The following is a 12,810-nucleotide window of genomic DNA, read 5'->3' as shown; positions in this document are numbered from 1 at the left end:
GCCTGGTTGCGCGTGCTCTGGCGCGCCTGGACCGATCGCAAGACTTACGACGCCAGCCTTCATCTGTCCGCCCTCAAAGCCACTTCTTCTGGCGGGGGTTGACACTGGATGTCTCATGCCGCCAGCTCGTCGTAGCTGACCGTGGCAGTGCCGAACTTGCCGACGACGATGCCGCCGGCCTTGTTGGCCAGGCGCATGGCGTCGTGCAGGGGCAGGCCGGCGCTGGCCAGCACGGCCAGCGTGGCGATGACGGTGTCGCCCGCGCCGGTCACGTCGAACACCTCGCGGGCGCGCGCCGGCTCGTGCGCGACGCCGCCGGCATCGAACAGCGTCATGCCCTCCTCGGAGCGCGTCAGCAGCACGGCGCCGACATCGATGTCGGCGCGCAGCGCATCGACCTTCTTCAGCAGTTCGGCCTCGCCCTTCCACGCGCCGGTCACCTGGGCCAGCTCGCCGCGGTTGGGCGTGATGACGCTGGCGCCGGCGTAGCGGCGGTAGTCGCTGCCCTTTGGGTCCACGAACACCGGCTTGCCCGCCGCGCGGGCCAGCTCGATCATGCGCGGGATGTGCGTGAGGCCGCCCTTGCCGTAGTCGGAGAACAGCACGACGTCGTGCTGCGGCAGCTGCGCGGCGAAGTCGTCCAGCATCTCGCCGAGCGCCTCGTGGTCGGGCTCGTTCTCGAAGTCCACGCGCAGCAGCTGCTGGGCGCGGCCGATGACGCGCAGCTTGACGATGGTGTAGAGCTGCCTGTCCTCGCGCAGCACGGTGTCGATGTCGCGCTCGCACAGCAGCTCGCGCAGGCGGCGGGCCGGCTCGTCGTTGCCGACGACGGTCAGCAGCGTGGCGCGCGCGCCCAGCATGCGCACGTTCAGCGCCACGTTGGCCGCGCCGCCCAGGCGCTCCTCCTCACGCTCGATGCGCACGACGGGCACCGGCGCCTCGGGCGAGATGCGCTCGACGGCGCCATGCCAGTAGCGGTCCAGCATCACGTCGCCGACGACCAGCACGCGGCGCGAGGCCAGGGTTTCGCGAGAGGGCAGCATCAGGCCAGCCCCATCTCAGCCTCGATCAGCCCGCACAGGGTGTGGCCGATCAGGATGTGCGCCTCCTGGATGCGCGCCGTGACGCTGTGCGGCACGACGAGGCCGAGGTCGCACAGGCCGAGGAGCTGGCCGCCATCGCGGCCCAGCAGGCCCAGCGTGAAGATGCCCAGCCGCCCGGCGGCCTCGACGGCGCGGATGACGTTGCGCGAGTTGCCCGAGGTGGAGATCGCGACCAGGCCGTCGCCCGCGCGGCCCAGGCCTTCGAGCTGGCGGGCGAAGACGTCGTCGAAGGAATAGTCGTTGCCGATGCAGCTCAGCGCCGAGCTGTCGGTGCTCAGCGCCAGCCCGGCCAGCGGCCGGCGGTCCTTGATGAAGCGGCCGGTCAGCTCTGAGGCGAGGTGCTGGCTGTCCGCCGCCGAGCCGCCATTGCCGCAGAACATCAGCTTGCCGCCGCCGCTCAGCACGGCGGCGAGGCGCTGGCCGGCGGCCTGCACCTGAGGCTCGAGCGTGCGCAGCGCGGTCATCAGTTGCAGGTGTTCGTCGAGATTGCGCAGGAACAGGGAGCTCATGGCGTGCAATGAATGGGTTAGAGCAGCGGCCGGCCCGTGACGCGGCGCAGGATGCCCAGCGGGCTGGCGGCCGGGTTGACCTGGGCCTCGGCCGCGAGGTGCAGGGTCTGCTCCATCATGAACTGCCCGGACATGACGGCGTGGGCGGTCTGGTCGGAGTAGCAGACCCAGGTCGAGCCGGGCGGGAAGGGCATCGTGACCTGGGGGCAGTCGCGCTGGTAGTCGAGGTCGCCCTTCATGCCGTCGTGCAGCTGCAGCATCAGGTGGTCGTACTCGGTGCGCAGCGACTTGGTGACGTGCAGGGCCTTGAGGGCCCGGGCCTGCCAGGCGGAATAGGGCCTGGCGCGCGGCACGAAGCGGCGGGCGATGCCCTCGAAGGCCTCGCCGACGCGCCAGACGCGCGGCTCGCCGTCGGGGTTGAGGTTGGTGAACACGCGCAGGATGCGCTCGCCGCGGTTGGGCCGCGACGGGAAGGCGTCGACATGCAGGCGGCGGTCGTCCGCGCGCCAGGACTGCACGCGCGACTCGACCTGGGTCGGGCGGTAGCTGGTGGGCGCCAGGCGCAGCGCGGGCTTGTAGGCCGGCGCGATGGCGTCGATGAGGGCGCAGGCCTGGGTGCGGAAGCGTCCGATCATCGCGGCCAGGCGGGCCTTCTCGTCGCCCTGCACGGCCGCACCGGCGAGCACGCCGTCGTTGCGCAGGCTGATGTTGCGCGACTTCTCTTCGCGCACGTCGGCGCGCAGCAGCCGCGCCTCGTCGGGCGTCAGCTCGAAGCGCAGCTCGGGGAAGAACAGCACCTTGCCGGCTTCCAGCTCGGGCACCAGGCCGGCGATGGGCCTGGCCCAGTCGCGGCTGTCGACGCTGACGATGCGGTCGTTCATGCTCATTCGCGCCAGTGATCGGCGATCCATTTCGCGGGCCGGGCGTGGCGCCAGTTGCCTTCGGAGCGGCCGACCAGCGCGTCCGGCGGGTTCATCACGCCGTGGAAGACCAGCACGCGGGCGCCCGCCGGGATGAAAGGATCGCGCCAGAAGCTCGCCGGCCATAGCGGCAGGCAGTGGTATTTGTAGCTGGCGCACCAGTCCTTGGGCCAGTAGCCGAGCTTGCCCTGGTCGGCCAGGAAGTGGCTGAGGTATTCCTGCTCGTTGCGGTATTTGGCGCGCACCTCGTCCTGGTGGGCGATGAAGTGCGCCAGCACGTCGGCATGGTCGCCGATGCGGAAGCGGTAGACCGAGGAGTTGCCGGTCACGCGCCAGGGGCGCTTCCAGTCCTTGATGATGAGGAACTCGCCGGGGTGCTCGAAGAACTCGGTCATGTCGCCGACGATGACGACGTCCAGGTCCAGGAAGAGCGCGGTGCCCTTCAGCCCGAACAGGTCGGCCTGGTAGGTGCCGAGCTTTTTCCAGCCACCGTCACGCTTGCCTTGGGCCGCGTGCGTCTCGGGCAGGGGCAGGCATTCGACCTCGGGGCGGATGCCCTGGGTGTCGTCGGTGAAGCAGACGAAACGGAAGGGCCCGCGCAGGTGGCGGGCCGTCATGCCATAGAGGCGGTTGACGTATTCGGGGCCGTATTTGCTGCCCCACTTCATGCAGATGACGAAGCGGTCTTCGGAGGCCATGGTGGCGCTCATCAGCTGAGTTCCTCGACGGGTTGTGGCGGGTAGCTGTCCCAGTTCAGGCAACCGGGGCATTGCCAGAAATAGTGGGCGGCCTCGAAGCCGCAGGCGGCGCAGCGGTAGCGCTGCAGCGGCTTGGCGGCCTTCTCCAGCGCCTGGATCATGGGGGCGGCCTCGTCGGCGGGCAGGGCCGGTGCGTTCAGCTTGAGCAGGTCGGTCGCGGCCGACAGCACCGGCTGCTCGTGCAGGTGGGCGGCAAGACGTTCACGCTGCGGGCCGGGTTGCAGGCTGGCCAGCGCGCGCAGCAGCTGCATGCCGGGGCTGCGCCGGTATTGCTCGTCCAGCAGCGCGATGGCGCGCTCGGGCTGGCCCAGGGCCTTGGCCGCGGCGGCGCAGTCGGCGGCGACGAGGTTGAAGGCCGGCGGGTTGGCGGCGAGCAGCTTCGTGAAGGCTTCCAATGCGGCGTCGGGCCGGCCGGCCTTCAGCAGCATCTGGCCTTGCAGCACGTAAGCGCGCGCGGCCTCGGGGGCGCGGCGCTGGGCCTGGCCGAGCAGTTCCTGGGCGAGGTCGGCATGGCCCTGGGACTGCGCGACGAGGGCCTGCTCGCACAGGTAATGCGCGATGCGGCCGGAGAAGGAGCCGGTGCCGGCGGCCTCCAGCTCGGCGGCGACCTCGGCGGCCTTGGCCCAGTCGCGCGAGCGCTCGTAAAGCGACAGCAGGGCCAGCCGCGCCTCGCGCTCGAAGGCGGTGCCGCGCAGCTCGGCATAGGCGGCCTCGGCGCGGTCGAACAGGCCGGCCTTGAAGAAGTCCTGGGCCAGCTCGTGCTGGGCGCGGTCGCGGTCGGCCTTGGGCAGATCGCCGCGGCGCAGCAGATGTTCGTGCACGCGCACGGCACGCTCGGTCTCGCCGCGGCGGCGGAACAGGCTGCCGAGGGCGAAATGCAGCTCGGAGGTGTCGGGGTCGTTCTGGACGGCTTCAATGAAGGCGTCGATGGCCTTGTCCTGCTGCTCGTTCAGCAGCAGGTTCAGGCCCTTGAAGTAGGCCTTGGGCGACTCGCGCTGTTCGAGCTTCCACTGCCGCGAATCGAGTTTGGAGGCCAGCCAGCCTAGGACGAAGACGACGGGCAGGACGAAGAGCAGCCAGCGCGGATCAAACTCCATCTTGGTGGGCGGCGTAGGGAACGGCAGGCGCCTCGGGCGCGGGTGTGGGAGCGGTGGGCAGGGGCTCGATGCGCTGGGCGGCGCGGCGGTGGCGCCACCAGGCCGGCACCATGGCCAGCACGCCGAAGGCTGCGCCGAGGCCGAAGGCCAGCAGCACGATGATGACCTGGGGCGCGTGCCACTCGTGGCCGAAGAACCAGCGCACGACCGCTTCGTGGCTGTTGTTCAGCGCAAAGGCGAACAGCGTGAAGAAGAGCAGGGCCCGCAGGAGCCAGACGAGGGTGCGCATGTCCAGGATTTTGGCTCAGAGGCCGCTCTGGTTTTCGGGCCGAGCGCTGGGCCGCTCCCAAGCCGGCCCGCCGTGGCGATGTGCTTGCCGGTCAATCCGGCAAGCATCGCCGTCCCCGCGGGGGACCGGCCAATGTAGTCCTTGGACGAGGGGCATCATTCCACGGGCAGATGCTCGTCGACGGCCTCGCGCAGCGCCTTGCCGGGCTTGAAGTGCGGGGCGAGCTTCTCGGGGATCATGACCTGCTCGCCGCTGCGCGGGTTGCGGCCCACGCGGGGCGGGCGGCGGCTGATGGAGAAGCTGCCGAAGCCACGGATCTCGATGCGGTGGCCGCGCGCCAGCGCGTCGCTCATCGCGTCGAGGATGGTCTTGACCGCGAACTCGGTGTCGCGCTGGGTCAATTGGCCAAAGCGTTCGGCGAGCACGGCGACGAGGTCGGAGCGGGTCATGGCGTGGCTTTGCAGGAATCAGAATTGAAACAGGCCCGCTGGCGAGGCCGGCGAGCCTGTGGGGAGCATACCCGGCCTCCACAGAGGCCGGGCAGTCAACCGAGGACTTAGTTGCCCTGGTTGTCCAGCTTGGCGCGCAGCAGGGCGCCCAGGCTGGTCGTGCCGGCGTTCTCGCGCTCGTTTGACTGGCTGATGCGCTGCATGGCTTCCTGCTGGTCGGCGTTGTCCTTGGCCTTGATCGACAGCTGGATGTTGCGGGTCTTGCGGTCGATGTTGACGATGACGGCGGTGACTTCGTCGCCTTCCTTCAGCACGTTGCGGGCGTCTTCCACGCGGTCGCGGGAGATTTCCGAAGCGCGCAGATAGGCCATCACGCCATCGGCCAGCTCGACTTCAGCGCCGCGCGGGTCGACGGTCTTGACCTTGCCGGTCACCGAGGCGCCACGGTCGTTGATCGTGGTGTAGGCGGTGAACGGGTCGCTGTCCAGCTGCTTGATGCCCAGCGAGATGCGCTCGCGCTCGACGTCCACGGCCAGCACGACGGCCTCGACTTCCTGGCCCTTCTTGAAGTTGCGCACGGCGGTTTCGCCGGACTCGTCCCAGGACAGGTCGGACAGGTGCACCAGGCCGTCGATGCCCTGGGCCAGGCCCACGAACACGCCGAAGTCGGTGATGGACTTGACCGGACCCTTGACCTTGTCACCGCGCTTGACGTTCTCGGCGAACTCTTCCCACGGGTTGGCCTTGCACTGCTTCATGCCCAGGCTGATGCGGCGCTTGTCTTCGTCGATTTCCAGGACCATGACTTCGACTTCGTCGCCCAGCGAGACCAGCTTACTGGGAGCGATGTTCTTGTTGGTCCAGTCCATCTCGGAGACGTGCACCAGGCCTTCGATGCCCGGCTCGATCTCGACGAAGGCGCCGTAGTCGGCGATGTTGGTGACCTTGCCGAACAGGCGGGTGCCGGTCGGGTAGCGGCGGGCCACGCCGAACCACGGGTCGTCGCCCAGCTGCTTGATGCCCAGGGAGACGCGGTTCTTCTCGGCGTCGAACTTCAGGACCTTGGCCGTCAGTTCCTGGCCGACCGTCACCACTTCGCTCGGGTGACGGACACGGCGCCAGGCCATGTCGGTGATGTGCAGCAGGCCGTCGATGCCGCCGAGGTCGACGAAGGCGCCGTACTCGGTAATGTTCTTGACCACGCCCTGGACGATCGCGCCTTCCGACAGCGTTTCCAGCAGCTTGGCGCGCTCTTCACCCATGGAGGCTTCCACCACGGCGCGACGCGACAGCACAACGTTGTTGCGCTTGCGGTCGAGCTTGATGACCTTGAATTCCATGGTCTTGCCCTCGAACGGGCTCATGTCCTTCACCGGGCGGGTGTCCAGTAGCGAGCCGGGCAGGAAGGCGCGGATGCCGTTGACCAGGACGGTCAGGCCGCCCTTGACCTTGCCGGAGACGGTGCCGGTCACGAAGTCGCCGGACTCCAGGGCCGTTTCCAGGCTCAGCCACGAGGCCAGGCGCTTGGCCTTGTCGCGCGACAGGATGGTGTCGCCGTAGCCGTTTTCGATGGCGTCGATGGCGACGGAGACGAAGTCGCCGACCTGGACTTCCAGTTCGCCCTGGTCGTTCTTGAACTCGTCGATGGGCACATAGGCCTCGGACTTCAGGCCGGCGTTGACGACGACGAAGTTGTGCTCGACGCGAACGACTTCGGCCGAGATCACTTCACCGGCGCGCATGTCGGAGCGCTGCAGCGACTCCTCGAACATGGCGGCGAAGGATTCCATGCCGGAAGCGGCGGTTTGGGTTTGGGACATGTTGATTGATCCTGATGCGCCAGGGAGCCCCGGCGCGGCGTGCAGACGAGCTGCGGGTTGAGTTGTTGACATCGCCGGCCGCGAGGAACTTGCGTTCCTCCTGGCATCACGAGCTGGCGCTCGGAGGGAGACCTGGCGGGCCGTGGCTTCTCAGGCCTGGGCCGCCTGAAACCCGGGGAATACGGGCGTCAGAACGGCCGGCGCTGTTGCCACCAGCCCAACACCTGGGTGACCGATTCCTCGATACCCAGCGCCGAGTTGTCCAGCAGCAGCGCGTCTTGCGCGGGCTCAAGTGGCGAGGCCGAGCGGTTCTTGTCCCTCTCGTCCCGCGCCTCAAGATCTTCGCGCAAGCCTTCGATATTAGCGGAAATCCCTTTGGAAATCAATTGCTTATACCGGCGCTCGGCGCGCGTGGCGGCGCTGGCGGTCAGGAAGACCTTGAGCGCCGCGTCGGGGAACAGCGCGGTGCCCATGTCGCGGCCGTCGGCGACGAGGCCGGGCAGGCGGCGGAAGTCCAGCTGCAGCTGCTGCAGCGCGGTCCGCACCTGCGGGTGCACGGCCACCTGGGAGGCCAGCAGGCCGGTGGCCTCGGCGCGCAGCCGGGCGCTCACGTCCTCAGCGCCGATGAAGACATTGCCGTTGCTGAAACGCAGCTTCAGCGAGGGCACGATGGCCGCGACGGCGACGCCGTCGTCCAGGTCCAGGCCGGCACGGCGGGCGGCGAGGCCGGTCACGCGGTACAGCGCGCCCGAGTCCAGCACGCCGAAGCCCAGGGCCTTGGCGACCTCGTCGGCCAGCGTGCCCTTGCCGGAGGCGGTCGGGCCGTCGATCGTGATGACGGGGATGTCGGCGGCGTTGGCTGCGACAACGCCGAACAGCGTCTCGAAGTAGTCGGGGAAGGTCTTGGCGACGCAGTGCGGATCGAGGATGCGCACCGGCACGGCCTGCTCCGTGACGAGGCCGTTGAAGGCCGCCAGCGAGAAGCACATCGCGACGCGATGGTCGTCGTAGGTGCGGATGGACGCGGGCTTCCAGTCCTGCAGCGGCTGCACGCGGATCCAGTCCGGGCCTTCGTCGACCGCTGCTCCGAGCTTGCGCAGCTCGGTGGCCATCGCGGCGATGCGGTCGGTCTCCTTGACGCGCCAACTGGCGATGTTGGTCAGCGTGGTCGGGCCGTCGGCGTACAGCGCCATGACGGCCAGCGTCATCGCCGCGTCGGGAATGTGGTTGCAGTCCAGCGTCAGGCCGCGCAGAGGCCAGGCGCCGCGACGGACTTCCAGCCAGTTCGGGCCGGCCTGGACCTCGGCGCCCATGGCCGCCGCGGCCTCGATGAAGCGCACGTCGCCCTGCAGGGACTCGCTGCCGACGCCTTCGATGCGCAGCGGCGCCTCCGTCGCCGCGATGGCGCCCAGCGCGACGAAATAGGAGGCCGAGGACGCATCGCCCTCGACGAAGACCTCGCCCGGCGAGACGTAGCGGCTGCCGGCCGGGATGACGAAGGCCTCCCAGCCCTCGCGTTTCACCGCGATGCCGAAGCGCGCCAGCAGCGCCAGCGTGATCTCGATGTAGGGCTTGGAGATCAGCTCGCCGATGACCTCGATGCGCACGTCCTGCTCGGCGACCAGGGGCAGGGCCAGCAGCAGCGCGGTCAGGAACTGGCTGGACACGTCGCCGCGCAGGCGCACCGGCGTGTCCAGCGCGAGCGCGGACGGGCCGCGCAGGCGCAGCGGCGGGTAGCCGGGGTTGCCGAGGTCGTCGATGGTGCAGCCCAAGGCCCGCAGCGCGTCGACCAGGTCGCCGATGGGCCGCTCGTGCATGCGCGGTACGCCGGAGACCTCGAAGTCGCCGCCCTGCGTGGCGGCCAGCACCGCCAGCGCGGCCGTCAGCGGGCGCATGGCCGTGCCGGCGTTGCCCAGGAAGAGCTTGGCCTGCTTGGCGCGCAGGCGGCTACCCAGGCCGTCGATGACGACCGCATCGCCTTCGCGCCACACGCCGCAGCCCAGCGTGCGCAGCGACTCCAGCATGACGGCGGTGTCGTCCGACGCCAGCAGGTCGCGCACGACGGTCTTGCCCTCGCTCAGCGCCGCCAGCAGCAGCACGCGGTTGGAAATGCTCTTGGAGCCGGGCAGGCGCACCGTGCCCGCGGCGCCGCGCAGCGGCGGCAGGTCGAGGAAGGGGATCTTGAACATCACTTAGCCGCAGGGCGGCCGGGAGGGATCGTGGGCAGGCTCCAGGCCGAGCGGCCTTCGGAGATGGGGCGCAGCGCGGCTTCCAGCGCCGCGGCGTCGCCGGCTTCGATCAGCGCTTCGAGCTGGTCCAGCATCGTGCGAAAGCGCTTGGACTGCGCCAGCACCTCATGCTTGTTGGCCAGGAAGATGTCACGCCAGACGGCCGGCTCGCCCGCGGCGATGCGCGTGAAGTCGCGAAAGCCCGGGCCGGCGAGGCTGAGGTAGTCTCGCGCGGCGGGTTGCTCGGCGATGGCCTGGAAAAAGGCGAAGGCCAGCAGATGCGGCAGATGGCTGACGGCGGCGAAGGCCGCGTCGTGGTTGTGGGGCCGCATCTTCAGCACCGTCGCGCCCAGGGCCGACCAGACGTCGGTGGCCTTCTGCACCAGCTGCGGATTGGTGAAGGGCTGGGGCGTCAGGATGACCTGCCGGCCTTCGTAGAGCGTGGCCTCGGCGTGCTGCACGCCGCCCGATTCCTTGCCGGCGATGGGGTGGCAGGGCACGAAGCTGGCGGCGCGGTCGCCCAGCGCGCGGCGGGCCGACTCGATGACGTCGCACTTCGTCGAGCCCACGTCCATGAAGAGGACGCCCGGGTTCACGAGGTGGCGGATGGCCTTCAGCGTGATCTCGGTGGCCGACACGGGGACGGCGATCAGCACGATGTCCGAGCCCGACACGGCCAGCAGCGCGGACTCGGCGGCCACGTCGATGACGCCGAGCTTCTTGGCCTGCTCGGTGGTGGAGGGCGACTTGCTGTAGCCGATGACGCGCTTGACCAGGCCGGCGCGCTTCATCGCCAGCGCGAAGCTGCCGCCCATCAGGCCGCATCCGATCACGCCAAGCTGGTTGAACATCGTCGGGCCCTAGTTTTTGACGGGGTAGGCACCCAGCATCTTGAAGAAGGCGCAGAGCTCGCGCAACTCGGCCAGCGCCGCGGCGACATGGGGCTGGCTGGGATGGCCGTCGAGGTCGATGTAGAAGTAATACTCCCACTGGCCGGTGCGGGCCGGGCGGGACTCCAGGCGGGTCATGGACACGCCGTGCTTCTTCAGCGGCACGAGCAGGTCGTGCATCGCGCCCGGGCGGTTGGGCACGGAGACGACGAGGCTGGTGCAGTCGCGTCCGGTGGCGGGCGGCGTGGCCATGGTCTGCGGCAGGCAGATGACGGCGAAGCGGGTGCGGTTGTAGGCCTCGTCCTGGATGGCGTGGGCCGTGATGTGCAGGCCGAACAGCGTCGACGCGCGCTCGCTGCCCAGCGCCGCCCAGGCCGGGTTGGTGGCGGCCAGGCGCGAGCCCTCGGCATTGCTCGACACGGCGCGACGCTCGACATCCGGCAGATGCTTGTTGAGCCAGTTCTGGCACTGGGCCAGGGCCTGCGGATGCGCCAGCACGGCCTCGATGCCATGCAGGGACGGCTCCTTGCGCATCAGGTTGTGGCGGATCAGCAGGCTGACCTCGCCGACCACATGGCAGGGCGTGTGCAGGAACAGGTCCAGCGAGCGCGTGACGACGCCCTCGGTCATGTTCTCGACGCCGACGACGCCGAACTGCGCGCTGCCCGACGCCGTCGCGTGGAAGACCTCGTCGAAGCTGGCGCAATAGATCATGTCCGCCGCGCCGCCGAAGTATTCGATGGCGGCCTGCTCGCAGAAGGTGCCGACGGGGCCCAGCACGGCCACACGCTGCGGCGACTCCAGCGCCAGGCAGGCCGACATGATCTCGCGCCAGATCGCGGCGACATGCTCGGCCTTCAGCGGGCCGGGGTTGGCGGCGCGGATCTTGTCGATGACCTGGGCCACGCGGTCGGGGCGGAAGAAAGGCGTGCCCTCGGCGCGCTTGATCTCGCCGACCTGCTCGGCCACGCGGGCGCGCTGGTTCAGCAGTTCCAGCAGTTGGCGGTCCAGGCCGTCGATCTGGTCGCGCAGGGCCAGCAGGGCAGGGGTGGAAACAGGCTCAGCCATGACGGGCCTCGAAGTCCTTCAGGAAGTCGACCAGGGCTTGGACGCCCTCCAATGGCATGGCGTTGTAGATGGACGCGCGCATGCCGCCGACGGACTTGTGGCCCTTGAGCTGCAGCAGGCCGGCAGCCTTGGCCGCGGCGAGGAAGGCATCGTTGAGTTTTTCGTCGCGCAGGAAGAACGGGACGTTCATGCGCGAACGGCAACTGGCGTCGACCCGGTTCTCGTAGAGGCCGGAGGCGTCGAGCGCGGCGTAGAGCAGCGCAGCCTTGTCGATATTGCGCTGCTCGATGGCGGCCAGGCCTTGCCGGCCGCCGTATTCGAAGCCCTTGACCCACTGGAACACGAGGCCGGCGACATAGATCGCGAAGGTCGGCGGCGTGTTGAACATGGATTGGGCGGCCGCCACGGTCTCGTAGTTGAAGGCCGAGGGGCAGATGTCCAGCGCGTGGCCGAGCAGGTCGTCGCGGACGAAGACCATCGTCAGGCCGGCCGGGCCGATGTTCTTCTGCGCGCCGCCGAAAGCCAGGCCGACGAGGCTCCAGTCGATGGGGCGGGACAGCAGATGGGAGGAGCAGTCGATGACCAGCGGCACGCCGTGGGTCAAGCGGGGCAGCTCATGGAACTCGATGCCGTCGATGGTCTCGTTGGTGCAGACGTGGACATAGGCCGCGTCGCCGCGCAACGCCCAGTCGCCGGGGATGCTGTGGCCGCTGCCGATATCGGCGGCAACCTGCACGTCGGCATAGCGGCGCGCCTCGGCAGCGCTCTTGCGCGACCAGGAGCCGGTGACGACGACGTCGACCTTGCCGCCGCGGCTGAGGTTCAGCGGCAGAAAAGCGTTCTCGCCCAGGCCGCCGCCCTGCATGAAGAGGATGCGGAAATTGGCCGGCACCGCCAGCAGTTCGCGCAGATCGGCCTCGGCGCGCTCGTAGATCGAGATGAACTCCTTGCCGCGGTGGCTCATCTCCATGACGCTCATGCCGCTGCCCTGCCAGTCCAGCATCTCGGCGGCCACCTGGCGCAGCACGGGTTCGGGCAGGGTGGCGGGGCCGGGGGCGAAATTGAACGGGCGGTGCGAGGTCATAGAGGCGGGCCTACTTCTTCGCGGGAGCGGACGGGGCGGGCTTGGCGGCGGAGGCGGGGGCCGGGATGCCGAGCTGCTTGGCCAGCGAGGCATGCAGGGTCTTGAAGCGCTCCTGCAGCGTCGGGCCGGCTTCGCCGAGGACCTTGTCGAGCAGCGCCTTGTTCAGCTCCATCTGGACCTGGCCGAACTTCTTGCTGACCGGCGATTCGAACCAGGCCACGACCTGCTTGAGTTCGTCCTCGGTGAAGCGCTCGTCGAGGAAGGCGGCCGTCGTCGTCGGCGCCATCTTGGCGGCCTTGTCCTTGACGTAGGCCACGTTGTCCTCGACGAACTTCTTGATCTCGGCCTCCATGGCCTTGGCCGTGGCTTCGCGCTTGTCCGCCGGCAACTGCTGCAGAGCCTGGCCGGCGCTCTGCATCAGCGGGCCGATGGGCTGCTGCACGACATTGCGCGCCAGCAGCTCGGCCTGTGGCTGCTGCAGCTGCACCAGCTTGTCGATCAGGGCCTTCTTGGCGGGCGAGGGTTCGGCCAGCGCGGTGCCGGCGGCCAATGCGAGGGACAGCGCCAGGGCCAGGCCCAGCTTGCGAGAAGTCAT

The 12,810-nt window shown here is 69.2% G+C and carries 13 protein-coding genes; all 13 read right to left on the bottom strand.

Features of this window, described 5'->3' with window-relative positions; genetic code table 11:
• Positions 1-113: 113 nt before the first annotated feature.
• The 13 genes from rfaE1 to NYP07_RS21000 all read right to left on the bottom strand — a co-directional run bounded on the left by rfaE1 (position 114) and on the right by NYP07_RS21000 (position 12,810).
• Positions 114-1,043 carry a D-glycero-beta-D-manno-heptose-7-phosphate kinase gene (rfaE1, locus tag NYP07_RS21060; protein WP_268153708.1) on the bottom strand — a complete coding sequence of 310 codons (930 nt, stop codon included), beginning with the start codon at positions 1,041-1,043 and terminating at the stop codon, positions 114-116.
• Positions 1,043-1,612 (bottom strand): D-sedoheptulose-7-phosphate isomerase, encoded by a 570-nt coding sequence (locus NYP07_RS21055; protein WP_268153707.1) that lies wholly within the window; start codon positions 1,610-1,612, stop codon positions 1,043-1,045. The genes rfaE1 and NYP07_RS21055 overlap by 1 nt, the downstream gene beginning before the upstream one ends.
• A 17-nt stretch (positions 1,613-1,629) precedes the next feature.
• Positions 1,630-2,493 (bottom strand): Kdo hydroxylase KdoO, encoded by an 864-nt coding sequence (locus tag NYP07_RS21050; protein ID WP_268153711.1) that lies wholly within the window; start codon positions 2,491-2,493, stop codon positions 1,630-1,632.
• Between the two features lie 2 nt (positions 2,494-2,495).
• Positions 2,496-3,242, bottom strand: coding sequence for a glycosyltransferase (locus NYP07_RS21045; RefSeq protein WP_268153706.1), 747 nt, complete (start codon positions 3,240-3,242; stop codon positions 2,496-2,498).
• Positions 3,242-4,387, bottom strand: a complete 1,146-nt coding sequence (gene lapB, locus NYP07_RS21040) for a lipopolysaccharide assembly protein LapB (RefSeq protein ID WP_268153705.1) — start codon at positions 4,385-4,387, stop codon at positions 3,242-3,244. Before lapB ends, NYP07_RS21045 begins: the two co-directional genes overlap by 1 nt.
• Positions 4,377-4,676 carry a LapA family protein gene (locus NYP07_RS21035; protein WP_268153704.1) on the bottom strand — a complete coding sequence of 100 codons (300 nt, stop codon included), beginning with the start codon at positions 4,674-4,676 and terminating at the stop codon, positions 4,377-4,379. The genes lapB and NYP07_RS21035 overlap by 11 nt, the downstream gene beginning before the upstream one ends.
• A gap of 155 nt (positions 4,677-4,831) precedes the next feature.
• Positions 4,832-5,125 (bottom strand): integration host factor subunit beta, encoded by a 294-nt coding sequence (locus NYP07_RS21030; RefSeq protein WP_268153703.1) that lies wholly within the window; start codon positions 5,123-5,125, stop codon positions 4,832-4,834.
• Positions 5,126-5,232: 107 nt separating this feature from the next.
• On the bottom strand, positions 5,233-6,945 hold the full coding sequence (rpsA, locus tag NYP07_RS21025; protein WP_268153702.1) for a 30S ribosomal protein S1: 1,713 nt from the start codon (positions 6,943-6,945) through the stop codon (positions 5,233-5,235).
• Positions 6,946-7,133: 188 nt separating this feature from the next.
• The gene (locus tag NYP07_RS21020) at positions 7,134-9,134 is read right to left on the bottom strand and encodes a bifunctional 3-phosphoshikimate 1-carboxyvinyltransferase/cytidylate kinase (RefSeq protein ID WP_268153701.1); all 2,001 of its coding nucleotides are present in this window, start codon (positions 9,132-9,134) and stop codon (positions 7,134-7,136) included.
• Complete coding sequence (locus NYP07_RS21015; RefSeq protein WP_268153700.1) at positions 9,134-10,024, bottom strand: prephenate dehydrogenase; 891 nt, start codon at positions 10,022-10,024, stop codon at positions 9,134-9,136. Before NYP07_RS21015 ends, NYP07_RS21020 begins: the two co-directional genes overlap by 1 nt.
• Before the next feature lie 9 nt (positions 10,025-10,033).
• A complete protein-coding gene (pheA, locus tag NYP07_RS21010) occupies positions 10,034-11,131 on the bottom strand; it encodes a prephenate dehydratase (protein WP_268153699.1) in 1,098 nt (365 codons plus the stop codon).
• Positions 11,124-12,215, bottom strand: a complete 1,092-nt coding sequence (gene serC / locus NYP07_RS21005) for a 3-phosphoserine/phosphohydroxythreonine transaminase (RefSeq protein WP_268153698.1) — start codon at positions 12,213-12,215, stop codon at positions 11,124-11,126. The genes pheA and serC overlap by 8 nt, the downstream gene beginning before the upstream one ends.
• 10 nt (positions 12,216-12,225) lie before the next feature.
• Positions 12,226-12,810, bottom strand: coding sequence for a DUF2059 domain-containing protein (locus NYP07_RS21000; protein ID WP_268153697.1), 585 nt, complete (start codon positions 12,808-12,810; stop codon positions 12,226-12,228).

Origin of the sequence: Pelomonas aquatica (assembly GCF_026712205.1) — a bacterium.
In the GTDB taxonomy this organism is placed as follows: Bacteria; Pseudomonadota; Gammaproteobacteria; order Burkholderiales; family Burkholderiaceae_C; genus Pelomonas; species Pelomonas aquatica.
The sequence above is the reverse complement of the archived record's forward strand: the minus strand, read 5'-3'. Positions and strand labels throughout refer to the sequence as shown.

Bases quoted from the DNA above. Each gene is read 5' to 3' on its own strand.
- NYP07_RS21015 (WP_268153700.1), bottom strand. From the start codon at position 10,024: ATGTTCAACCAGCTTGGCGTGATCGGATGCGGCCTGATGGGCGGCAGC.
- NYP07_RS21000 (WP_268153697.1), bottom strand. From the start codon at position 12,810: ATGACTTCTCGCAAGCTGGGCCTGGCCCTGGCGCTGTCCCTCGCATTG.
- NYP07_RS21020 (WP_268153701.1), bottom strand. From the start codon at position 9,134: ATGTTCAAGATCCCCTTCCTCGACCTGCCGCCGCTGCGCGGCGCCGCG.
- NYP07_RS21035 (WP_268153704.1), bottom strand. From the start codon at position 4,676: ATGCGCACCCTCGTCTGGCTCCTGCGGGCCCTGCTCTTCTTCACGCTG.
- NYP07_RS21055 (WP_268153707.1), bottom strand. From the start codon at position 1,612: ATGAGCTCCCTGTTCCTGCGCAATCTCGACGAACACCTGCAACTGATG.
- lapB (WP_268153705.1), bottom strand. From the start codon at position 4,387: ATGGAGTTTGATCCGCGCTGGCTGCTCTTCGTCCTGCCCGTCGTCTTC.
- NYP07_RS21050 (WP_268153711.1), bottom strand. From the start codon at position 2,493: ATGAACGACCGCATCGTCAGCGTCGACAGCCGCGACTGGGCCAGGCCC.
- rpsA (WP_268153702.1), bottom strand. From the start codon at position 6,945: ATGTCCCAAACCCAAACCGCCGCTTCCGGCATGGAATCCTTCGCCGCC.
- serC (WP_268153698.1), bottom strand. From the start codon at position 12,215: ATGACCTCGCACCGCCCGTTCAATTTCGCCCCCGGCCCCGCCACCCTG.
- NYP07_RS21030 (WP_268153703.1), bottom strand. From the start codon at position 5,125: ATGACCCGCTCCGACCTCGTCGCCGTGCTCGCCGAACGCTTTGGCCAA.
- pheA (WP_268153699.1), bottom strand. From the start codon at position 11,131: ATGGCTGAGCCTGTTTCCACCCCTGCCCTGCTGGCCCTGCGCGACCAG.
- NYP07_RS21045 (WP_268153706.1), bottom strand. From the start codon at position 3,242: ATGAGCGCCACCATGGCCTCCGAAGACCGCTTCGTCATCTGCATGAAG.
- rfaE1 (WP_268153708.1), bottom strand. From the start codon at position 1,043: ATGCTGCCCTCTCGCGAAACCCTGGCCTCGCGCCGCGTGCTGGTCGTC.